Raw genomic sequence first — 22,803 nt, forward strand, 5'->3', positions numbered from 1 at the left:
TTTTCTTTCAGTTCGAAGTGCTGTTGTTCTTGCGGCTGGACATCGCGGTGGCGCGCAGGCCCGGCAGGTCAAGCACGCGCAGGCCACCGTACTCCACGCGGATCAGCCCCTGCGCCGACAGCGCATTGAGCGCCTCGTTCACGCGCTGGCGCGACAGGCCGACAAGGTACGCAAGTTCCTGCTGCGTGATGCGCAAGACCTCGCCCACGCCGGGGTACAGCACCGGGTTGAACAGCGACACCAGGTTGCGCGCCACGCGTGCGTCGGGGTTGTTCAGGCGGTCGATCTCCAGCGCCGCGATGAACTGGCCCAGCCGCTCGTTGAGCTGGTTCATCACGAAGCGGTTGAAGCCGATGGAGTGGTCCAGCAGCCAGTGGAAGCTCTCGATCGGCAGCCCCGCCACGAGGCTGCGGCGCAGCGCCTGGATGTTGTAGCGGTAAGGCTCGCGCTTCATCACCGTGCCCTCGCCGAACCAGCCGCCGGGCGGCACGCCGGTGTAGGTGACCGAGCCGCCGTCGGCGTTGTCGTTGCTCATCTTCAGGAGCCCCTCGACCACGCCGAACCAGTAGGTGGGCGAACGCCCGACGCGGCACACCAGGTCGCCGGGCTCGGCCTCGCCCACCACGAGCGTGGCCTCGGCGCGGCGGCGCTCGGCGGGCGTGAGCGTGGGCAGCCACGGAATGCCGTCGAGTTCAGCGGCATTGGCAGGGCGCACGCGGTCCTTGATGGAACCGCCGAGCACGTTCTGTGGGTTGAGGTTGCCAGGAGGCATCGGGAAACTCCGGGGAGTAGTGTCCCTAGGATTGTCGTTGGAACGACAACCGGGCGTCAAAGTGGGACCTACGATCCGGCCACTGTGCAAACCACCGCCCCCACCTTCCCCCGTCTGCTGCTCGCGCATGCCGAGGCCCGTCCCGAGGCTCCCGCCGTGCGCGAAAAAGACCTTGGCATCTGGCAAACCTGGACCTGGAACGCCGTGGCGCAGGAAGTGCGCGAGATGGCCTGCGGTCTGGCAAGCCTTGGCTTCAAGGCCTTCGACAACCTCGCGATCGTCGGTGCCAACCGACCGCACCTGTACATGGCCGTGCTCGCCGCGCAAAGCCTGCGCGGCGTGCCCGTGCCGCTGTACCAGGACGCGGTCGCCAGCGAGATGGTCTTCATGCTGAACGACGCGAGCATCGAGTTCGTGATCGTCGAAGACCAGGAGCAGGTCGACAAGCTGCTCGAATGCCGCGAGCTGCAGCAAGGCCAGGAGGGCCAGCAGCAGGGCATCCGCCACATCATCTACGACGACCCCAAGGGCCTGCGCCATTACGAGCAGCCGGGGCTCATGAGCTACGAGCAGCTGCGCGAGCTGGGCCGGGCCTTCGACAAGGCCAACGCCGGCTACTACGACCGCGCCGTGGCCAGCGGCGAGGCGTCCGACGTCGGCGTGATCCTCTACACCTCGGGCACCACCGGCCGCCCCAAGGGCGTGTGCCAGACGCACGCCAGCTTCATCGCGGCGGGGCGCGGCGGCGTCGAGACCGACAAGCTCGGCCCCGGCGACAACATCATGAGCTACCTGCCGATGGCGTGGGTGGGCGACCACCTGTTCTCGGTGGCGCAATGGCTGGTGGGCGGCTTCACGCTCAACTGCCCCGAGTCGGCCGAGACGGTGATGAACGACATGCGCGAGATCGGCCCGAGCTACTACTTCGGCCCGCCGCGCACCTTCGAAGGCCTGCTCACGGCCGTGTCGATCCGCATGGAAGACGCGGCCGCGCCCAAGCGCTGGCTGTATGCGAAGTTCATGGCGCTGGCGCAGCGCGTGGGCGCCGACATCCTGAACGGCGCACCGGTGAGCACCGGCGACCGCTTCATGTACAGCCTGGGCAACCTGCTCATCTACGGCCCGCTGCGCAACGTGCTGGGCATGAGCCGCATCCGCGTGGCCTACACGGCCGGCGCGGCCATCGGGCCCGACCTGTTCCGCTTCTACCGCTCCATCGGCGTGAACCTCAAGCAGTTCTACGGCCAGACGGAGACCTGCGCCTACGTGTGCCTGCAGCAGGACGGCAAGGTCAAGCTGCAGACCGTGGGCACGGCCGCGCCGGGCATCGAGCTGAAGATCGCCGACGACGGCGAGGTGCTGGTGCGCGGCGTGTCGGTGCTCAAGGAGTACTACAAGCGCCCCGATGCCACCGCCGAGGTGCTCGACGCCAACGGCTACTTCCACACCGGCGACGCGGGCGTGCTCGACAGCGAAGGGCACCTGCGCATCATCGATCGCGCCAAGGACGTGGGCCGGCTGGTGGGCGGCGCGATCTTTGCGCCCAACTACATCGAGAACAAGCTCAAGTTCTTCCCGCAGATCAAGGAGGCCGTGTGCTTCGGCAACGGCCGCGATGAGGTCTGCGCCTTCATCAACATCGACTTCGAGGCGGTCGGCAACTGGGCCGAGCGCCGCGGCCTGGCCTACGGCGGCTATGTGGACCTGGCCGGCAAGCCCGAGGTGCTGACGCTGGTGGCCGAGTGCATCGCCAAGGTCAACGCCGACCTCGCGGCCGAGGACGGCATGGGCGAGACGCAGATCGCGCGCTTCCTCGTGCTGCACAAGGAGCTCGACCCCGACGACGACGAGCTGACCCGCACGCGCAAGGTGCGCCGCGGCTTCATCGCCGAGAAATACGCCGTGCTGGTCGATGCGCTGTACGGCGGCAAGACCGCGCAGTACATCGAGACCCAGGTCAAGTTCGAGGACGGACGCACGGGGGTTGTCAGCGCCACGCTGAAGATCAACGACGCCAAGACCTTCCCCATCGTGAAGGCCGCCGCATGAGCAATCGGAAAATTGGCGACGTCATCCTCGACGTCCAGAACATCTCGCTGAGCTTCGGCGGCGTGAAGGCGCTGACCGACATCAGCTTCAACGTGCGCGAGCACGAGGTGCGGGCCATCATCGGCCCCAACGGCGCGGGCAAGAGCTCGATGCTGAACTGCATCAACGGCGTGTACTGGCCGCAGCAGGGCTCCATCACCTTCCGTGGCCAGACCTTCAAGCACATGAACTCGCGCCAGGTGGCCGAGATGGGCGTGGCGCGCACCTTCCAGAACCTGGCGCTGTTCAAGGGCATGAGCGTGCTCGACAACATCATGACCGGGCGCAACCTCAAGATGAAGAGCGGCCTGTTCGCGCAGGCGCTGCGCTGGGGCCCGGCCGAACGCGAAGAGCTGCAGCACCGCGAGTTCGTCGAGCACATCATCGACTTCCTGGAAATCCAGGCGCACCGCAAGACGCCGGTGGGCCGCCTGCCCTACGGCCTGCAAAAGCGCGTCGACCTCGGCCGCGCGCTCGCGATGGAGCCGCAGGTGCTGCTGCTGGACGAACCCATGGCCGGCATGAACGTGGAAGAGAAGCAGGACATGAGCCGCTTCATCCTCGACGTGAACGACGAGTTCGGCGCGACCATCGTGCTCATCGAGCACGACATGGGCGTGGTGATGGACATCTCCGACCGCGTGGTGGTGCTGGACTACGGCAAGAAGATCGGCGACGGCACGCCGGATGAAGTTCGGAACAACGAAGACGTGATCCGGGCATACCTCGGCGTGGAGCATTGACCATGGGATTTTTCCTCGAAACTCTTTTCGGCGGCCTCATGGTCGGCATGCTGTATTCGTTGATCGCGATCGGCTTCGTGCTGATCTACAAGGCCTCGGGCGTCTTCAACTTCGCGCAGGGCGCGATGGTGCTGTTCGCGGCGCTGGCCATGGCGCGCTTCGCCGAGTGGTTCCCGCAGTGGTTCGGCTTCCAGAGCCAGATCCTCGCGAACATCCTGGCCTTCATCGCGGCCATGGCCGTGATGATCGTGGTGGCCTGGCTCATCGAGCGGCTGGCGCTGAGCAAGCTGGTGAACCAGGAAGGCATCACGCTCCTGATGGCCACGCTGGGCATCGCCTACTTCCTGGACGGCGTGGGCCAGACGATCTTCGGCAACGACATCTACAAGATCGACGTGGGCATGCCCAAGGAACCGCTGATGGTGCTCGAAGGCACCTTCCAGGGCGGCCTGCTGCTGAGCCAGGAAGACCTGATCGCCGCGCTGGTGTCCGCCGCGCTGGTGGTGGTGCTGGCGATCTTCTTCCAGAAGACCGCCACGGGCCGGGCGCTGCGCGCGGTGGCCGACGACCACCAGGCCGCGCAATCGATCGGCATTCCGCTGTCGCGCATCTGGGTGATCGTGTGGTCGGTGGCCGGCTTCTCGGCACTGGTGGCCGGGATCATCTGGGGCTCCAAGCTCGGCGTGCAGTTCTCGCTCTCGCTGGTGGCGCTGAAGGCGCTGCCGGTGGTGATCCTCGGCGGGCTGACCTCGATCCCCGGCGCCATCATCGGCGGCCTGTTGATCGGTGTCGGCGAGAAGCTGTCTGAAATCTATCTCGGCCCCATGCTCGGTGGCGGCATCGAGATCTGGTTTGCCTATGTTCTAGCACTGGTCTTCCTGCTTGTGCGGCCCCAAGGGCTGTTCGGCGAAAAGATCATCGATCGGGTCTGACATGTTCTACAGAGAAAACGGCCAGTTCAAGTCGAGCTACCGCGCCGACCAACAGATCTTCCCGATCGCGCAGGACCGCCTGGCGATCCTGGTGCTGCTGCTCGTGGCGTTCGTCGTGGTGCCGATGGGCGTGTCCGACTACTGGATGCGCGCCATCCTCACGCCCTTCCTGATCCTGTCGCTGGCGGCGCTGGGCCTGAACATCCTGGTCGGCTACTGCGGCCAGATCTCGCTGGGCACCGGCGCCTTCATGGCGGTGGGCGCGTATGCGGCCTACAACTTCCAGGTGCGCATCGACGGCATGCCGCTCATCGCCTCGCTGCTGCTGGGCGGGCTGTGCGCGACGGTGATCGGCGTGCTGTTCGGTATTCCGAGCCTGCGCATCAAGGGCCTGTACCTGGCGGTGGCCACGCTGGCCGCGCAGTTCTTCACCGACTGGGCGTTCCTGCGCATCCAGTGGTTCACCAACAACTCGTCGTCGGGCTCGGTGAGCGTGGCGGGGCTGAACGTGTTCGGCGTGCCGATCGAGTCGCCGGTGCAGAAGTATTTGTTCTGCCTGATCTTCGTGGTGGTGTTCGCACTGCTGGCCAAGAACCTGGTGCGCAGCGCCATCGGCCGCGAGTGGATGGCGATGCGCGACATGGACGTGGCCGCCGCGGTGATCGGCATCCGCCCGGTGTACGCCAAGCTCACGGCCTTCGCGGTGAGCAGCTTCATCGTCGGCGTGGCCGGCGCGCTGTGGGGCTTCATCCACCTGGGCGCTTGGGAGCCGGCGGCGTTCAGCATCGACCGCTCGTTCCAACTGCTGTTCATGGTGATCATCGGCGGGCTCGGCTCGATCATGGGCAGCTTCTTCGGCGCCGCCTTCATCGTGCTGCTGCCGCTCTTCTTGAACCAGCTGCCGGGCTGGCTGGGCTTCTCGATCTCGACCGCACTGGCCTCGCACCTGGAGACCATGATCTTCGGCGCGCTGATCGTTTTCTTCCTGATCGTGGAGCCGCACGGCCTGGCACGGCTGTGGTCCACGGCCAAGGAAAAGCTGCGGCTGTGGCCCTTCCCGCACTGACAAGTTCTTGTTTGTTGTTGTTCGTTCGTAAAAACCCGGCACCGAGGTGCCCACAAAAGGAGACAGGCATGACACTGAAATCGCTCGCTCTGACCGCCGCCCTGGTGGCCAGCACCCTCGGCGCGGCCTTCGCGCCTTCGCTCGCGCAGGCCCAGGCCAAGGAACAGTTCTTCCCGCTGCTGGTGTACCGCACCGGCCCCTACGCGCCCAACGGCACGCCCTGGGCCAACGGCAAGCAGGACTACATCAAGTACATCAACGCCACCGGCGGCATCAACGGCGTGAAGATCACGTACGAGGAATGCGAAACCGGCTACGCCACCGACAAGGGCGTGGAATGCTACGAGCGCCTGAAGGGCCGCCCGGGCGTGACGCTGTTCGATCCGCAGGCCACCGGCATCACCTTCGCGCTGACCGACAAGGTGCCCACCGACAAGATCCCGCTCATCACGCTGGGCTACGGCCTGTCGGCCTCGCAGGACGGCGGCGTGTTCAAGTGGAACTTCCCGCTCATGGGCTCCTACTGGACCGCGGCCGACATCCTGATCCAGCACATCGGCAAAAAAGAAGGCGGCATGGACAAGCTCAAGGGCAAGAAGATCGCCCTCGTGTACCACGACTCGCCGTTCGGCAAGGAACCGATCCCGCTGCTGCAGGAGCGCGCCAAGCAGAACGGCTTCGAGCTGTCGCTGATCCCCGTGACCGCGCCGGGCGTGGAACAGAAGTCGGCCTGGCTGCAGGTGCGCCAGTCGCGTCCCGACTTCGTGCTGCTGTGGGGCTGGGGCGTGATGAACTCCACCGCCCTGAAGGAAGCCGTGGCCACGGGCTACCCGCGCGAGAAGATGTACGGCGTGTGGTGGGCCGGCGCCGAACCCGACGTGAAGGACGTGGGCGCCAACGCCAAGGGCTACAACGCGCTGGCGCTGAACACCTCGGGCACGCAGCCCAAGGTGATCCAGGACATCCTCAAGCAGGTGCACGACAAGGGCCAGGGCACGGGTCCGAAGGACGAAGTGGGCTCGGTGCTCTACACGCGCGGCGTGATCATCCAGATGCTGACCATCGAGGCCGTCAAGCGTGCGCAGGAGCGCTTCGGCAAGGGCAAGGTCATGACCGGCGAGCAGGTGCGCTGGGGCATGGAGAACCTTGCACTCGACCAGAAGAAGCTCGACGCACTGGGCTTCTCGGGCGTGATGCGTCCGGTGAGCACCTCGTGCCAGGACCACATGGGCTCGACCTGGGCGCGCGTGCACACCTGGGACGGCGCCAAGTGGGGCGGCATGTCCGACTGGTACGAGGCCGACAGCCAGATCATCAAGCCGATGGTGAAGGCGGCTGCCGACAAGTACGCCGGCGAGAAGAAGCTCACCCGCCGCGAAGCCGCGGACTGCCAATCCTGATGCACTGAGTGCCGTGGCGGCTCGCAAGAGCCGCCATTCGCAAGGACGGCGATGTGCCGTTCTTGCGAATGCTTCGGACCACACCATGAGCGAACCCAAGATCCTTCTCAACGTCAACGGCATCGAGGTCATCTACAACCACGTGATCCTCGTGCTCAAGGGCGTGTCGCTGACCGTGCCCGAAAGCGGCATCGTCGCGCTGCTCGGCGGCAACGGCGCCGGCAAGACGACCACGCTGCGCGCCGTGAGCAACCTGCTCGCGGGCGAACGCGGCGCCGTGACCAAGGGCACCATCGAGCTGCGCGGCGAGCGCATCGAGGCGCTGTCGCCGGCCGAGCTGGTCAAACGCGGCCTCATCCAGGTGATGGAGGGCCGCCACTGCTTCGCCCACCTGACCATCGAAGAGAACCTGATGACCGGCGCCTACACGCGCACCGACGGCAAGGCCTCGGTGCAGGAGACGCTGGAGAAGGTGTATGCGTATTTCCCGCGCCTGAAGACGCGCCGCACCTCGCAGGCGGCCTACACCTCGGGCGGCGAGCAGCAGATGTGCGCCATCGGCCGCGCGCTGATGGCCAACCCGACCATGGTGCTGCTGGACGAGCCCTCGATGGGCCTGGCGCCGCAGATCGTGGAAGAGGTGTTCGAGATCGTGAAAGACCTGAACACCAAGGAAAAAGTGACCTTCCTGCTGGCCGAGCAGAACACCAACATGGCGCTGCGCTACGCCGACTACGGCTACATCCTGGAGAACGGCCGCATCGTGATGGACGGCGAGGCCAAGAGCCTGCGCGAGAACGAGGACGTGAAGGAGTTCTACCTCGGCGTAGGCGGCGCGGACCGCAAGAGCTTCCGTGATGTGAAGAGCTACAAGCGCCGCAAGCGCTGGTTGGCCTGAAGTACCGACCCCAGAGCGACCGAATCGATAGACGAAGGGTACGGACATGAACGACCACTACGACCAACTGGAAATCCGCGACCCCGCCGAACGCGAACGTGACCTGCTGGCCGCGCTGCCCAAGCAGATCGCCCAGGCCCAGACCGCCTCCCCCGCTTTCACGAAGATCCTCGACGACGTGAAGCCCGGCGACGTCACCTCGCGTGAAGCCCTCGCCAAGCTGCCCGTCACCCGCAAGTCGGAACTGCTCGAGCTGCAGAAGGCACGCCGCGCCGACGACCCCTTCGGCGGCTTTGCGTCGATCGTGCGCGGGCCGCGCATGCCGCGCATCTTCGCGAGCCCCGGCACCATCTACGAACCCGAGGGCGAGGCGCGCGATTACTGGCGCACCGCGCGGGCCTTGCATGCGGCGGGCTTTCGCAGCGGCGAGCTGATCCACAACAGCTTCAGCTACCACATGACGCCGGCCGGCTCGATCATGGAAAGCGGCGCGCATGCCATGGGCTGCACGATCTTCGCGGGCGGCACGGGCCAGACCGAGCAGCAGCTCGAAGCCATCGTCGACCTCAAGCCCGACGGCTACGCGGGCACGCCGAGCTTCCTGAAGATCCTGCTGGAGAAGGCCGAAGAAAAAGGCCAGAAGCTGCCGTGGTTCACCAAGGCGCTGGTGTCCGGCGAGGCCTTTCCGCCCAGCCTGCACGACTGGATCGCCGCGCACGGCGTGCAGGGCATCCAGTGCTACGCGACCGCCGACCTGGGCCTCATCGCCTACGAAACCAGCGCGCGCCAGGGCCTGGTGATCGACGAGGGCGTGCTGGTCGAGATCGTGCGCCCCGGCACCGGCGACCCGGTGCCCGACGGCGAGGTGGGCGAGATCGTCGTCACCACCTTCAACCCCGACTACCCGCTGGTGCGCTTCGGCACCGGCGACCTTTCGGCCGTGCTCGCGGGCACCTGCCCCACGGGCCGCACCAACAAGCGCATCAAGGGCTGGCTCGGCCGCGCCGACCAGACCACCAAGGTGCGCGGCATGTTCGTGCACCCCTCGCAGGTCGCCGAGGTCGTGCGGCGCTTTCCCGAGATCGTGCGCGCGCGGCTCGTGGTGTCGGGCGAGATGGGCGACGACCAGATGACCTTCAAGCTCGAATGCGCCGGCGCCCCGACCGGGCTCGACGCGCGCATCGCCGACGCGGTGCGCGAAGTGACCAAGCTGCGCGGCACCATCGAGCTGGTGGCGCCGGGCAGCCTGCCGAACGACGGCAAGGTGATCGAGGACGCGCGCAGCTACAAGTAGGGGCGGTACAGGCGACGCGTGATGAAGCGCGTGAGCAGCACGGTCAGTAAGGGGTAGAGCGGTACGAGCGCGGCCAGCAGGATGACCAGGTCGCCGACACCGGCCATGCTGGTCTGGGACGGCTCCAGCAACCCCAGTCCCGCGAGGATGACTGCAGCGCAGCCCGCCAGCACCAGCACAAAGGCCAGCACCGACGCGGCCACGGCCCGGAAGGGCCGGACCCGTGTGGGGAGCGGGCCACGGCCGATGCCGAGCCACGCGCCCCAGAACGCCAGAGCAAAGACCAACAACGGCGGCGCGACCCAGCTCAGGAAGGGCGCCACGCGGTCCATGGTCCTCATGGCCTCGTGCCACGGGTCCGTGACCATCGCGCACCAAATCTGGATCGACGCGGACACGGCGGCGATCAACAGCGCTACCGTGGCGCGACCCGGCGATGCGCTCGCGGGCGCCACGGCGTCGGCATCGCCCGCATCGAACGACGCGGCCGATGCCTGAGTGCCCTGCCTCAGCGCAAGCCAGGTTGCCAGCCACACGCTCAGCACCAGCATCGCCAGTTGCACCAGCCGACCGCCCGGCATGTAGAGCAACCCCAGCCCGTAGAGCCACGGGCTCAGCACGAAGTAGTCCAGCACCCGCACGATGAGATAGGCCCCGGCATGGCGCACACGCGGGCCGCGCAGCTGCGCCAGGCGCGCACCGCCACGCACCTCCAATGCCTGGCGCGCATGGCTCCAGGCCAGTGCCGCCGCCAGCACCCAGGACATTGCGAGGTTGGCCGCCATGCCCGCCCACACGTCCAGGCCATAGCCCTCGTGCCCCGAGCCGGGCCACAACTGCCTGCCGAAGTGGACCCCCACGATGGCCGCTTCGACCGCCACGGTGATGAGCGCGAAGTCGCGCGGCAGGCGCCACGCGTTTGCGATGGAAGCGGGAGACGTCATCAAGGCCAATGCCCGGCTACTTCTTGCAGCTCGCCGGCAACGCCTTGTCCTTCAAACCCTCACCCGCGCTGCAATGCCACGCAATGCCCCGGTCGGTCGACGACGGCTCCATGCGCAGCGTGCCCTTGGTCGTGGCCACCTCCACCACCATGCTGTCCGGGTCGAGCGTGAGGGTCGCGCCGTTGGGCAGGTTCTCCGGCAGGCCGACGGCGGCCAGGGTGTCGGGGATCTCGGCCTTTTCTTCATAGTGGCGCGTGAGCGCGTTGCGCACCGGCGCGCCCTCGGACCAGGCCTGCGCGACAACGGCGCGGGTCTGGTACTCCTGGTAGGCGGGGATGGCTGCAGCCGCCATGACGCCGATGACAGCCACCACGATCAGCACACCCGCTGCGCCGCCACCCGCGCGCCCGGCGTAGGGCACGAAGAGCGCGAGCAGGTACGCCACCGGGTTGCGCTCGGGTAGCTTGGCGCCCGGGTCGATGGCGCGCGCGACGCGCTTGGTGAGCCAGGGGTAGCCGCCGATGAGTTCGTGGAACGAGCCCCAGAAGCCGCGGTTGCCGGCCGACTGGGCGGCGTAGCGCTGCAGGTTCACGTTGCGCCACTGCTGCGCGCCGGCAGCCAGCGCGACCAGCGCGCGCGGCGCGGAGTCGACCTCGCGGCAGCAGGCGGCGCCGTGCAGGTCGCAGGTGTATTCCTTGGCGCGCGCATAGGCCGCGCCCAGGAGCGGCAGCCAGAGCACGGGCGCGCGCCAGATGTGGCCCGTGAGGTGGCCGCGGCGGATGTGGCCCAGCTCGTGGCCCATGTAGAAGTGGATGCCGTCGGGCTGCGCCTCCATGGCGTCGACCACGTCGGACAGCAGCACCACGAAGTTGCGCCCGAAGAAGCGCGTGGCGAAGGCGTTGAACATGCCGTCGCCGTGCAGCAGGTAGGCCTCGGGCGGCTGCGCGATGCCCAGGCGGGTGCAGCAGTCGACGAAGCGCGCGTGCAGCTCGGGCAGCTGCTGGGGCGACAGCTTCACGCCCGTGCCCTTGATCCAGGCGATGACCGCCGACTGCGCGAACACGTAGCCGATGAAGCCCAGCAGCACGTACAGCAGCGCGATGCCCAGCGTGCCGACGACGATCAGCGCCCAGGCCAGCAGGCCCAGAACGAGCGTGAGTTTGCCGAGCCAGCGCTCGCGCGGATAGACCCAGGGATCCATTGGTTTCTTCTCCTCGATGCCGCCCGTCGGGCTGGCCTGTTTGTGGTTGTGGTCACCCCGGCGCGGGTGCGCGGGACGGGCGTGATCATGCCCCAGCATGGGGCGAAAACGGTGACATTCCTAAGGGCTATTCGGTATGGGTCAGCCCCCGGTCAGCCGATAAGATCGCGACCCTTTCCATTTAAAAACTCCGTCGGAGACATCATGAAGAAACTGTTTGCCCTCGCGGCGATTGCCGCGGCCGCCGTCGGCGCACACGCCCAGGATTTCCCCGCAGGCAAGCCCGTGACGCTGGTGGTGCCTTTCTCGGCCGGCGGCCCGACCGACCGCGTGGCCCGCGACCTGGCCGAATCGCTGCAGAAGACGCTGGGCACGACGATCATCGTGGACAACACCGCCGGCGCCGGCAGCTCGATCGGCACCGCCAAGGTGGCGCGCGCCAACCCCGACGGCTACACGCTGCTGCTGAACCACATCGGCATGTCGACGATGCCGGCGCTGTACCGCAAGCTGCCGTTCAACGTCGAGAACGACTTCGAATACCTCGGCATGGTCAATGAAGTGCCGATGACGCTCATCGGCAAGCCCGGCCTGCCCGCCAACAACTACAAGGAACTGACGACCTGGATCAATGCCAACAAGGGCAAGATCAACCTGGGCAACGCCGGCCTGGGCGCCGCCTCGCACCTGTGCGGCCTGCTGTTCCAGAGCGCGTTGAAGATCGAGATGACGCCCGTGCCGTACAAGGGCACCGCGCCGGCCATCGCCGACCTGCTGGGCGGCCAGATCGACCTGCTGTGCGACCAGACCACCAACACCACGTCGCAGATCGAGGCCAAGAAGGTCAAGGCCTACGCCGTGACCACCGCCAAGCGCCTGACCACGCCCGCGCTGAAAGACCTGCCCACGCTCGACGAGTCGGGCCTGAAGGGCTTCGAAGTGTCGATCTGGCACGGCGTGTACGCCCCCAAGGGCACGCCCGCACCGGTGCTGAAGAAGATCAACGAAGCCATCAAGGCCGCCATGAAGGACCCGGCGTTCATCAAGCGCGAAGAAGGCCTGGGCGCCGTGATCACCACCGACAAGCGCGTCGAGCCGGCCGAGCACAAGAAGTTCGTCGCCGCCGAAATCGCCAAGTGGGGTCCGATCATCAAGGCCGCCGGCGTGTACGCGGACTGATCCTTTCGATCTCCCATCGAAAAAGCCGCCGACCCGAAAGGGCCGGCGGCTTTTTTCATGCGGTGACAGCAGGAAAAGAATCAGGGAGGCGAGTAGGTCCACGCCTCGAAGTTCTTGCGCACATCGACCTGGCGCGCGGTGCGTGCCGTGAAGATGAAGCTGCTGACCGACGAGCCCTGCGCGTATTGGTAGGCGTTGTTGCCGACGCTCACGCAGTGGTTGTCGCTCGGCGAGTTCACCGGCTGGCAGTAGATGACGGCCTTGCGCGCCGAGGTGCGCACGGTGATCGAGTCGGTGAAGCGGTTGTTGTTCGGGCCACGGCCGGCCACCAGGAAGGTGGTCGGGGCGTAGGCGCCGCTGGGCACGGCCCAGCCGTCGAGGTTGCCCTCGGCGCTGAAGTCGATGTTGTTAGCGCTGGGGTCGGAGGGCACCGGCGCCGGGAACACGATGCCGCGCGGAACACCGTCGATTTCCTGCATCAGCTCGGCGCGCAGGGCGGGCGTCATTTCCACGGTCGGCAGTTGCACGGCCTCGGCAAGGGTCGGCGCGCGCGAGAAGGTGCGCACGTACTGCACCGGGTTGGGCCCGCCGGCCGCCAGGAAGAACTCGAGCTTCCAGACCGCCTGATCGGGAATGGCGCTCAGCTGCGTGTCGTCGAACTGCGGCGCTGCGAAGAGATTGCCGGACTCGACGCTGCTCGGGTTGCCGCCTTGCGCCGGGTCCACGTAGCGCGCGGCCATGCGCCACAGCGAGGAGTTCAGCGCGCCGTTGGCGGTGCCGTCGGTGGTGAGCACCAGAGTGGTCAGCCCGGCCCGGGGCACGAGGACCAGTTCACGGCCCGGCAGCGCGGACGAGGTGGCCACCACCTTCGTGAAGATCGAGTCGCCATTGCCGTCGAGCACGTTGTCCACCGACACGTTGTAGCCCGCGGCGTGGTACTTCAGGTTCGCGTGCTTGAGGAAGTCCTTCAGCTCCTGCTGCGGACGCACGGCGGCGCGGTAGGCGTTGCTGTTGCCGGTGAGCTTGAGCGCGCCATTCACGATCCTGGCGTTGAACACGTCGTTGTCGGTGTTGCCCACGCTGTCGGTCCAGCGGTAGGTGAGCGCGATGTCGCCGCCCGGGTGGAAGTATTCGAAGTTGCCGCGGTCGTGCTTCAGGTTCGTGGGGCCGAAACGGAACAGGCTTTCGAAGGGTCGGCGCGGGCCGCTCGACGCGCGCCCGATGTGCAGGCCGGCCGCGACGAAGCTGGCCGGGTCGTCGCCCACGAACAGCGTGCGGCAGGCCGGCGCGACCACGTTGGCGGCCTCGCCGAAGGCGTTGCCGTCGGAGCCGATGGTGCTGTCCACGCGCTCGTTCAGCGGCAGCGCGTAGCAGGCGTTGAGGCGGTCCAGCAGGTCCTTGACCATCGCCGGCGTGGGCGGCTGCACGAGGGCCGCGGCATCGACCGCGGGCAGCGGCGCGATGCTGCTCTCGCCGGTGCGAAACACGATGGACACCGGCGCGCTCTCTTCGCTCGCGGGCTGCGCCTTGACGGTGATCTCGATGTTGGCGGCGGTGCCGTCGGGGCGCACCGATACGTTCAGCGTGTCGAGCACGCGGTCCTGTCCCGTGCCGTTGGCCTGGAAGGTGCCGCTCATCGGGTCGATGCTGGTGTTGAGCGCGTCCAGCAGTGGTTTGAGCGCGGCCACGAGTTTGGCCACCTGGTCGCTGATGGCGCCCGGGGTGACGGCGCCGGCATCGGCCTGCACCGCGGCGGCGAGCTTCGACGGATCGCCGTTGGGTGACAGCTGCGCCACCACCACGGTGGTCAGCGGCGTGACGTTGGTGGTGCCGGTGGCGGTGCTGGCGGTGGTGCTGTAGAGCGTGAGGTCGTCGCGCACGGCCTGGATCACCAGCGGCGCCTTGGTGCCCGCGGGCAGCACGCAGCTGTAGGTGCCTTCGGCCGGCACGGTCACTTCGCAGACCTTGGCGCCGGTCTGGTCGAACACGGTGAGCGCGGCACCGGCAAAGGCCGCGCCGGTGGCCACGGTGCCGCTCAGCGTGCCGGGCGACTCGGCGGCGGGCGGGGTGCCGCCGTTGCCGCCCGTACCGACGGGGAATGCAAAGCCACCACCGCCTCCGCCACCCCCACCGCCGCCGCAGGCGCCGAGGATCAACAGGGTGGCAAGGGACAGGGCGTGGGGGATTCTGGAGGTGGGGTGGGGCATCGTGGGTCTCTCGAAAAGGGAAAGGGCCTGGGCAGCAACCGAGGGCGCTGCAAACAATAGCTTTCGCTTTTGGAAATCAAATGATGCAAATGCACCATTCTTGAAACCGCACGGCCGAGCCCCGCGCGCGTCACCGGAACATGGGATGGGCATGCAGCGGCTGGACTGGAAGACTCCCCGCATGACCTTCACGGCCGGTGTCCCGCGCGACTTCAGCGACCTCCTGTTGCGGCTGTACCGCCTCTCGCACGAGTTGCCCATCGACGCCTTCCAGGACGCCGCGCTCGACCTCCTCAAGCCCGTGCTGCCCTTCGACTCGTCGATGTGGGGTACCGCCACCCGCACCGACCACGGCATCGACATCCACACGATCCACCTGCACAACCAGCCGCTCGAGATGGTCACGGCCTACGAGCAGGTCAAGCACATGGACACGGCCGCCGGCGAGGTGGCCAAGCAGTCGAACGCCACGCTCGCCTTCAATGCGCAGGCGTGGTTCTGCCGCGACGACCAGGCCGAGCTGCGCGACTACGGCCGCCGCTTCGAGCAGGCCAACTTCTTCATCACCTCGGATTCGAACCCTCAGACGAGCTTCGTCCACTGGCTCAGCCTGTTCCGCGCCGACCCGGAAGCCCACGGCACGGAGGAAGAGCGGCAACTGCTCGCCAGCCTCGCGCCGCACGTGATGCAGGCGCTGGCGCTGAACCGCGTGATGCACCTGGACCGCCTCGAGGCGGGCAGCGCGTCGCCCGGCGGCTCGGCCATCGGCGACCTGCGCGGCGTGCTGTACCACGCCGACCGGCTGTTCGAGGCCATGCTGAAGGCCGAGTTGCCGGCCTGGCACGGCCGCACGCTGCCCGATGCGCTGCTGCAGCACTTCCTGCAGGGCCACGCGCGCTTCAACGGGCGCGAGATCGTGGTCACGCACCGCGTCGAGCAGCGCCTGCTGTTCCTCAAGTGCCGCCATCGCTGCCGCGCCGACAGCCTCACGCCGCGCGAGCACACCATCGCCGAACTGCTGGCGCGCGGCGACACCCACAAGGAAGTGGCCGCCATCCTGAACCGCTCGCCGGCCACGGTGCGCAACCACATCCAGTCGATCTACGACAAGCTGCAGGTGGGCAACGTGGCGGGGCTGATCCACGAGCTGCGGCTGGCGGGCTGACAAGCGCCCTGCCCCCAAAAGAAAAGGCGCCGTCGGCGCCTTTTCTGTTTGGTTGCGCGATGCGCCTACTTCGGCCGGATCGCGTCCGCCGTGCCCTGGATGAAGGCCTTGATGCTCTCGATGTCGTCGCCCGAGAGCTTGCCCGTGAAGTCGGGCATGCCGCGCGACATGGCCGGGCCCTTGAGCACGAACTTGTCCAGGTTCTCGATGTAGGCCGGGTCGAGGTAGCCCAGGTTCGGGATGTTGCCGCCGCGGTCCACGCCCGGCACGCCGTGGCAGAACACGCAGTTGCTCACGTACAGCATGGTGCCGGCCTGGACCTTGGCGGGGTCGTACTTCACGCCCTGCACCAGCTTGGCCATGCGGTACTCGACGAACGCGGGCATCTTGGCCGTGCCGCCGACCGCGAAGGTGTAGACCGTGCCCGGGCCCTGGCGCTCGGTGGCGCGCTGCGCCAGGCCGTACACGCCGCCCCAGCCCACGGCCACCGACACGTACTGCTTGCCGTCCACCATGTAGGTCGCGGGCGCCGCCACCACGCCGGTGCCGGTGGGCGTTTCCCACAGCTTTTCGCCGGTCTTCGCGTGGTAGGCCACCAGGCGCCCGTCGGCCGTGCCCTGGAACACCAGGTCGCCGGCGGTGGTCAGCGTGCCGCCGTTCCACGGCGAGGCGTAGTCCACGCCCCAGGCTTCCTTCTGCTTGATGGGGTCCCAGGCCACGAGACGGCCGAAGGGCTTGCTCGTGGGCGGCTCGACGTTGGCGAACTTGCCCAGGTTCCAGCCCAGCGCCGCGTGCGGGCGACCAGGGGCGTTCTCGTCGAACTTCCAGGCCTTGTCGTCCATCAGGTTGATCGGCACGTGCTGGGCCGGCAGGTAGGCCAGGCCGGTCTGCGGGTTGTAGGACATCGGGTGCCAGTTGTGCGCGCCGAACGGGCCCGGGATGCTGTCGCCCGGCTTCTCGTTCTGCCGCGCGGCGGGGACCTCGATGGGCCGGCCGTTCTTGTCGTAGCCCGTGGCCCAGTTGACCGCGACGAAGTTCTTCGCCGAGATGAACTTGCCGTTGGTGCGGTCGATGACGAAGAAGAAGCCGTTCTTGGGCGCATGCAGCAGCACCTTGCGCGCCTTGCCGTTCAGCTTGACGTCGGCCAGGATCATCGACTGCGTGGAGGTGTAGTCCCAGTTGTCTCCGGGCGTCTCCTGATAGTGCCACTTGTACTTGCCGGTGTCGGGGTCGAGCGCCACCACCGAGCCCAGGTAGAGGTTGTCGCCGCCCTTGGGGCTGCGCGCCTTGGCCGCCCAGGGCGAGCCGTTGCCGGTGCCCACGTACATCAGGTTGAGCTCGGGGTCGAAGGCGAAGCTGTCCCAGGCGGTGCCGCCGCCGCCGGCCTCCCAGTACTTGCCGCTCGGGTCCCAGGTCTTGGCGGCGCGCGCCATCGACTCGTCCTCGAAGGGCTTGCTCGGGTCGCCGGGCACCACGAACCAGCGCCATTTCTGGTCGCCGGTCTTCGCGTCGTAGGCGGTGACGTAGCCGCGCACGCCGTACTCGGCGCCGCCGTTGCCGATGATCACCTTGCCCTTGAACACGCGCGGCGCGCCGGTGATGGTGTAGCTGCCCTTCTGGCCCTCGATGGTGTTCTTCTCCCACACCTTCTGGCCGGTGGCGGCGTCGAGCGCGATCAGGCGGCCGTCGTAGGCGGCCACGTAGACGCGGCCTTCGTACAGCGCCACGCCGCGGTTGACCACGTCGCAGCAGCCCCTGAAGCCTTTCGTGCGGTCGACCTGCGGATCGAAGGTCCAGATCTTCTGCCCGGTGCGCGTGTCGATCGCATGCACGATGCTCCACGAGGCCGTGACGTACATGATGCCGTCGACCACCAGCGGCGTGGCTTCCACGCCGCGCGTCGATTCGAGGTTGTACGACCAGACCAGCCCGAGCTGCTTCACGTTGCCGGTGTTGACCTGGTCGAGTTTGCTGAAGCGCGACTCGGCGTAGTCGAGCCCGTAGCTGGGCCAGTCGGGCGTCTTCTTCGCCGCGTTGGCGCGCACGAAGTTGCCGTCGACGCGCTTGGCGGCCGCGCCGGCGCGGTCCTGCGGGCTGACGGCCGTCTGGGCCAGCGCCGGGGCCGTCAGGCCCAGGCACAGCAAGGCGCCCGCAAGCAGGCGCCGCCCGGAAAGAGGCTGTGTCGTTGTCGTCTTCATCGGGGTCTGTCTCCTTCTTCGTTCTGCCCCAAGGATCGTTCGCACGGCATCGGCCTTCACCCCCGGGATTTCCCCAATCAAGCCTTGTTCCATTGCGGAACACATTCGAGAGGGTCCCTGAACCCGGAAGAGGCGGCGAACCCATGGCGCTCGACAGGCTCGGCACGGCGGATGCGCCGCGCCAACTCTTTGCCAGCACGCCGGCGCAGCGCGTGGCGCTGGCGCGGCAGCAGTTTTTCGAAGAAGGCGTGCGCCCCTCGGGGCTGGTCGGCGAGGCGGTCATCCAGTCGTGGATGCGCTGCAGCCGCACCCACGCCGACCGGCAGCGCGTGGTGGCCTTCGACGCCGTCACGCCCAGCCGGCTGCACACCACGCTGGCGCGCAACCGCGAGCTGCTCGACGTGGCGCGGCACGAGCTCGTGCAGATGGAACACATGCTCGCGGGCACCGACTGCCGCGTGATCCTGACCGACCGCGACGGCGTGGTGGTGCATGTCACGAGCCAGCCCGCCGGCACGCACCAGCCCGTGCTGCGCCAGACCGCGCGCCTGGGCGTGAACATCTCCGAGCGCGTCGTGGGCACCACGGCGCCGGGCATCGTGGCCAGCACCGGGCAGGCCTGCACCGTGGACGGCGCCGAGCACTACTACGACGTGCTGTGCCACATGCAATGCGCCGCGGCGCCGATCCGCGACGTGAGCGGCCGGCTCGCGGGCGTGCTCGACCTCACGGTGGAGGCGCGGCGCTTCGGTTTCGACGCGGCCTCGATGGTGGCGCTGCACGCCACCATCATCGAGAACCGGCTGCTGCAGGCGCAGTCGCGCGACCACCTCATCCTGCGCTTCCAGGCCAGCCCCACGCTGCTGGGCACGCCGCTCGAGGCGCTCGCGGGCATCGCGCCCGACGGCACCATCGCATGGCTCAACAACGCCGGCGCGCGGCTGCTGGGGCGGCTGCCCGAGGCCCCCGACGACCGCGACGTGGAATGCCTGCTGGGCCATGACCTCGCGAGCCTGCTGCGGCTGGGCCGGCGCGAGGCCGCGCAGCCGCTGCGGCTGGCCAGCGGGCTCGGCGTGTGGATGCAGGCGCAGCTCAAGGGCGCGGACGGCGCGGACTTCCGGCACGCGGTGGCGGTGCCGGAGATGGCGAGCGCGCAGGTCGATGCGCCCGCGGCGATCGACGTGCAGGCGCAGCCGCCCGTGGCGCTTGCTCCCGCCAGCGACATCGAGCCGGTGCCGCCCACCGAAACGCTGCGCGAGCACAGCCGCAAGCTGATCGAAGACACGCTCGCGGCGCATGGAGGCAACGTGTCGCAGGCGGCGCGGCAACTGCGCGTGTCGCGCGGCACGCTGTACCGGCGGCTGCGCGGCTGGCGCGACAGCGAGCAGCCTCAGGCCGAATGAAGTGCGGGCATCGTCTGCCCATTGCAGAGAGGTTGAGAACACGATGCCTGAATGATCGTGCAGCCATCCGGCCAAGCGGATGAGCGGTGGCCGCCTTGGGCCGCGAATCGCTCTTCGCTCCAGCTCACTCGAACTCAGTTCCACGAATTTTTCACGCCACGCTGCGCCAGCTGCACGCGTGAGCCCTGGTTGACCATTGTTTGCAACGGTGCGGCGCGTGTGTGCCACAGACTTTTTGGATCCCTGTTCTGCCAGAGGTTCAACACGTGTCACACACCCTTGCGGTCACCAGCCCCGCGCTGCCCGATGCCCTCGAACCCGTGCGCCTGTCAGGCCACGAAGGCCTCAATGCCTTGTTCGAATACGAGCTGCTGCTCAAGACCGCCGATGCACTCAACTTCAGTTTCAGCCAGGCGGCCGACATCGACCTGGACGCTCTCATCGGCTGCGAGATCAGTTGCTCGATCGAGTTCGATGGTGCTGGAGAGTTTGCGGCAGGCGCCGTGGGCGGCAATGCAGGCGGGCTGGGCGCAGGGACCCGGCAGATCAATGCGCTCATTGCCGGTGCGCAACTGTGGGGCGAAGAAGGTCGCCACATTCAGTACAAGCTCACGTTGCGTCCATGGCTGCATCTGGCGACCCTGAGCACTGACTGCAAGATTTATCAGAACAAGACCGTCGTCGACATCCTGGGCGAACTGTTCGCCGATTACTCCTTTCCCGTCGACAAGAATTTCACCGAGACCTACCCGGCTCGGGACTACCAGACGCAGTTCAACGAGAGCGATTTCGCGTTCTTCGAACGCTTGTGCCAGGAGTGGGGAATCTCCTATCACTTCCGCCACAGCGACGGCAAGCACCGCCTCGTACTCACCGACAACATGGGCGCGCACCCGCCCATGGAGAGCGTGGCGTACCAGCAGGTGGAATACCACCCCCCGGGCTGGAAGGTCGATGCCGAATACATCAGCAGCTTCGTTCCGCATCACCAGCTCACCAGCGGCCGCTACGTCAGCCGCGACTACGACTACACCCGGCCCAAGGCCGACCTGAGCACCGAGCAGGCCGCACCTCGCCCGACCGGACAGGCAGACCTGGAGGTCTACCAGTGGCACCACAGCCAGGCTGGCAGCCACTACGTGCAACCGCGCGCAGGCACGGGCACCAACGAACCCCTTGCAGAAGGCAACCGCATTGCGCTGCTGCGCATGCAGGCCCTGCGCACCCACGGTGCGAGGGCCAAGGCCAGTGGGCAACTGCGCGGCATGGTTCCTGGCGGCACGTTCCAGTTGCAGAAGCATCCGCGCGAAGCAGCCAACGTCCAGTACCTGGTGCTCGACAGCCGATTCCTCATCGAGAACGTCGCGCAAGAAAGCCAGGGCATCGACGCGGCCTCCCATCGCAAGCAGCAATGGCGTGTCGAGGTCGACTTCACGGCCCACCCGATCACAGAACCCCTGCGCCCGGAGCTGCTGCGGCTCAAGCCGCACACGCACGGCCCGCAGGTCGCGGTGGTGGTCGGGCCTGGGGGCGAGAACCTGTGGACCGACGAGCTGGGCCGCATCAAGGTCCAGTTTCCGTGGGACCGCCTGGGGCAGAAGAACCAGCACTCCACCTGCTGGCTGCGCGTGAGTTCTCCATGGGCCGGCAACCAGCTGGGCGGCGTGCAGGTGCCGCGCATCGGTCAGGAGGTGATTGTCGATTTCATCGGCGGCGACCCCGACCTTCCCATCTGCACCGGCCGGGTCCACAACCAGATGAACCTGCCGCCCTGGGAGTTGCCCGGGCAGGCCGCGCTGTCGGGGTTCAGAAGCCGCGAACTCGTCAAGGAGGGCGGCAACAGCGCAGGCGGGCGCTCCAATCACCTAGTCCTTGACGACACCGACCAGAAGATCCAGGCGCAGCTCAAGAGCGACCACCAAAGCAGTTCGCTGAGTCTTGGCCATGTCACGCGCATCGACAGCAACGCAGGCCGGCTGGACGCACGCGGTGAAGGTTTTGAATTGCGCACCGACGCCCATGGCGCCATCCGGGCGACGCAGGGCCTGCTCATCACGACCGAAGCGCGTCCCAACGCAAGGGCCCATCTGCTCGACAGTGGCGAGACGCGTCAGCGTCTGGTCGAGGCCCGCGATCTGCACGATGCCGGCGCGCAAGAGGCGCAGAAGAACAAGGCCCAGGAGGGCAATGACCAGGCCGAGGTCGCCAAGTCTCTTCAGGAGCAGAACGATGCGGTCAAGGGTGACGGCGCTGCCGATGTCGAAGCCGGCCGGTTCCCCGAGTTGGCACAGCCCCACCTGGTGCTGGCCAGCCCCGCCGGCATCGAGACCACCAGCCAGTTCAGCACCCACATCGCCAGTGTCGAGCACACGGCGATCACCAGCGGCAAGCACACGAGCATCACCAGCGGCGACAGCCTGCTGGGCGTGGCCCTGCAGGCCATCAAGCTCTTTGCAGCACAGAAGGGCATCAAGGTCGTCGCGGCCCAGGCCGACATCGACATCCAGGCGCTGAAGACCTGCATCAACCTGCTGGCCAAGGACGAGATCACGCTGCGGGCCGACAAGATCACGATCGAGGCCAAGACCGAGTTGCTGGTCAGCGGAGGCGGCAGCTACACCCGCTACAAGGGCGGCAGCATCGAAAGCGGCACCACCGGCCCGCACATCCAGCGCGCCAGCGTGCACAGCATGGTCGGCCCCAGCAGCACAAGCCGGCCGAGCCTGCCGGAGGGACTGAAGCCAGGCAAGGGACAGCTCGAGCTCACGCACCGCTATGCCAACGGCGAGGGCTTGAAGGGTGCCGACTACAAGGTCACCGATTCGACTGGGCAGGTCAAGACGGGCACGCTCGACGCCAAGGGCTTTGCGGCTGTCTCGGGGTTGGCGCCGGGTGGTGCGCGCATCGAACTGGGCAAGGACCCGCGCAACCCATGGGACGAGGCCAGCTACATCGGCAAAACCACATGGCCGCCCGAGAAGACTGACGGCGCGGCGGACATGGCGAGCACTCCTGCAAACGACATGCTCTCCGGCCTCTTGAAGCCTGCCAGCGGCACAACGAGCGGCGCGATCGGCGCGACGGCCGCAATGGCTGGCGGTCGGCTCGCCAAGTTGGCGAGCGATGCCGCCGGCATTGCGGGCATGGCCGAGGTCGCTCGCACCGTGATGCGCGGCAACTTCGTCGGCATCGCCAAGACCGCCGTGACATCTGTTGCGAGCAGCGCGGTGGGTGACATGGCCGCCAAGACCGGGGCGCGATTGCCACCCGGCGTGGTACGGCCCCACACCACGGTCTAGAGCCCAAGCCGGAT

16 protein-coding genes are annotated in these 22,803 nt (G+C 67.4%); 11 read left to right on the forward strand and 5 right to left on the reverse strand.

What is annotated here, in order from left to right; translation table 11 throughout:
* Positions 1–7 precede the first annotated feature (7 nt).
* Entirely contained in the window at positions 8–772 is a 765-nt protein-coding gene (locus tag FFI97_RS31245; RefSeq protein WP_062473884.1) for a Crp/Fnr family transcriptional regulator, read from the reverse strand.
* 84 nt (positions 773–856) lie between these two features.
* Between FFI97_RS31245 and FFI97_RS31250 the strand changes: the two genes are divergently transcribed.
* The 7 genes from FFI97_RS31250 (at position 857) to FFI97_RS31280 (ending at position 9,193) form a co-directional block, all read left to right on the forward strand.
* A complete protein-coding gene (locus tag FFI97_RS31250) occupies positions 857–2,821 on the forward strand; it encodes an AMP-dependent synthetase/ligase (protein WP_139700548.1) in 1,965 nt (654 codons plus the stop codon).
* A complete protein-coding gene (locus FFI97_RS31255; protein WP_062473888.1) occupies positions 2,818–3,603 on the forward strand; it encodes an ABC transporter ATP-binding protein in 786 nt (261 codons plus the stop codon). Before FFI97_RS31250 ends, FFI97_RS31255 begins: the two co-directional genes overlap by 4 nt.
* A 2-nt stretch (positions 3,604–3,605) precedes the next feature.
* On the forward strand, positions 3,606–4,535 hold the full coding sequence (locus FFI97_RS31260) for a branched-chain amino acid ABC transporter permease (protein WP_070062998.1): 930 nt from the start codon (positions 3,606–3,608) through the stop codon (positions 4,533–4,535).
* A gap of 1 nt (position 4,536) precedes the next feature.
* Positions 4,537–5,601: a branched-chain amino acid ABC transporter permease gene (locus FFI97_RS31265; RefSeq protein ID WP_062473892.1), complete on the forward strand. Its 1,065-nt coding sequence runs from the start codon at positions 4,537–4,539 to the stop codon at positions 5,599–5,601.
* A gap of 68 nt (positions 5,602–5,669) precedes the next feature.
* Positions 5,670–7,001 carry an ABC transporter substrate-binding protein gene (locus FFI97_RS31270; RefSeq protein ID WP_139700550.1) on the forward strand — a complete coding sequence of 444 codons (1,332 nt, stop codon included), beginning with the start codon at positions 5,670–5,672 and terminating at the stop codon, positions 6,999–7,001.
* Between the two features lie 85 nt (positions 7,002–7,086).
* A complete protein-coding gene (locus tag FFI97_RS31275; protein WP_062473897.1) occupies positions 7,087–7,899 on the forward strand; it encodes an ABC transporter ATP-binding protein in 813 nt (270 codons plus the stop codon).
* 46 nt (positions 7,900–7,945) lie between these two features.
* On the forward strand, positions 7,946–9,193 hold the full coding sequence (locus FFI97_RS31280) for a phenylacetate--CoA ligase family protein (RefSeq protein WP_139700552.1): 1,248 nt from the start codon (positions 7,946–7,948) through the stop codon (positions 9,191–9,193).
* Here the strand turns inward: FFI97_RS31280 and FFI97_RS31285 are convergent.
* Both FFI97_RS31285 and FFI97_RS31290 read right to left on the reverse strand, forming a co-directional pair.
* The gene (locus FFI97_RS31285; protein WP_139700820.1) at positions 9,184–10,137 is read right to left on the reverse strand and encodes a hypothetical protein; all 954 of its coding nucleotides are present in this window, start codon (positions 10,135–10,137) and stop codon (positions 9,184–9,186) included. The two genes, FFI97_RS31280 and FFI97_RS31285, sit on opposite strands and share 10 nt — an antisense overlap.
* A 16-nt stretch (positions 10,138–10,153) precedes the next feature.
* A complete protein-coding gene (locus tag FFI97_RS31290) occupies positions 10,154–11,338 on the reverse strand; it encodes a M48 family metalloprotease (RefSeq protein ID WP_139700553.1) in 1,185 nt (394 codons plus the stop codon).
* A 204-nt stretch (positions 11,339–11,542) separates the two neighbouring features.
* Here FFI97_RS31290 and FFI97_RS31295 point away from each other — a divergent pair, with 204 nt between their 5' ends.
* Positions 11,543–12,517: a tripartite tricarboxylate transporter substrate-binding protein gene (locus FFI97_RS31295; protein WP_139700556.1), complete on the forward strand. Its 975-nt coding sequence runs from the start codon at positions 11,543–11,545 to the stop codon at positions 12,515–12,517.
* 80 nt (positions 12,518–12,597) lie between these two features.
* On the opposite strand, the gene FFI97_RS31300 is transcribed toward FFI97_RS31295, so the two are convergent.
* Positions 12,598–14,724, reverse strand: coding sequence for a carboxypeptidase regulatory-like domain-containing protein (locus FFI97_RS31300; RefSeq protein WP_139700558.1), 2,127 nt, complete (start codon positions 14,722–14,724; stop codon positions 12,598–12,600).
* Positions 14,725–14,905: 181 nt separating this feature from the next.
* Here FFI97_RS31300 and FFI97_RS31305 point away from each other — a divergent pair, with 181 nt between their 5' ends.
* Entirely contained in the window at positions 14,906–15,889 is a 984-nt protein-coding gene (locus tag FFI97_RS31305) for a helix-turn-helix transcriptional regulator (RefSeq protein ID WP_139700559.1), read from the forward strand.
* Between the two features lie 65 nt (positions 15,890–15,954).
* On the opposite strand, the gene FFI97_RS31310 is transcribed toward FFI97_RS31305, so the two are convergent.
* Entirely contained in the window at positions 15,955–18,087 is a 2,133-nt protein-coding gene (locus FFI97_RS31310) for a PQQ-dependent dehydrogenase, methanol/ethanol family (RefSeq protein ID WP_139700562.1), read from the reverse strand.
* Positions 18,088–18,230: 143 nt separating this feature from the next.
* Here FFI97_RS31310 and FFI97_RS31315 point away from each other — a divergent pair, with 143 nt between their 5' ends.
* Both FFI97_RS31315 and tssI read left to right on the forward strand, forming a co-directional pair.
* Entirely contained in the window at positions 18,231–19,490 is a 1,260-nt protein-coding gene (locus FFI97_RS31315) for a helix-turn-helix domain-containing protein (protein ID WP_139700564.1), read from the forward strand.
* A 266-nt stretch (positions 19,491–19,756) separates the two neighbouring features.
* Positions 19,757–22,789 (forward strand): type VI secretion system Vgr family protein, encoded by a 3,033-nt coding sequence (tssI, locus tag FFI97_RS31320; RefSeq protein WP_139700566.1) that lies wholly within the window; start codon positions 19,757–19,759, stop codon positions 22,787–22,789.
* The last annotated feature ends 14 nt before the right edge of the window (positions 22,790–22,803 follow it).

Origin of the sequence: Variovorax sp. KBS0712 (assembly GCF_006323185.2) — a bacterium.
Classification (GTDB): domain Bacteria; phylum Pseudomonadota; class Gammaproteobacteria; order Burkholderiales; family Burkholderiaceae_C; genus Variovorax; species Variovorax boronicumulans.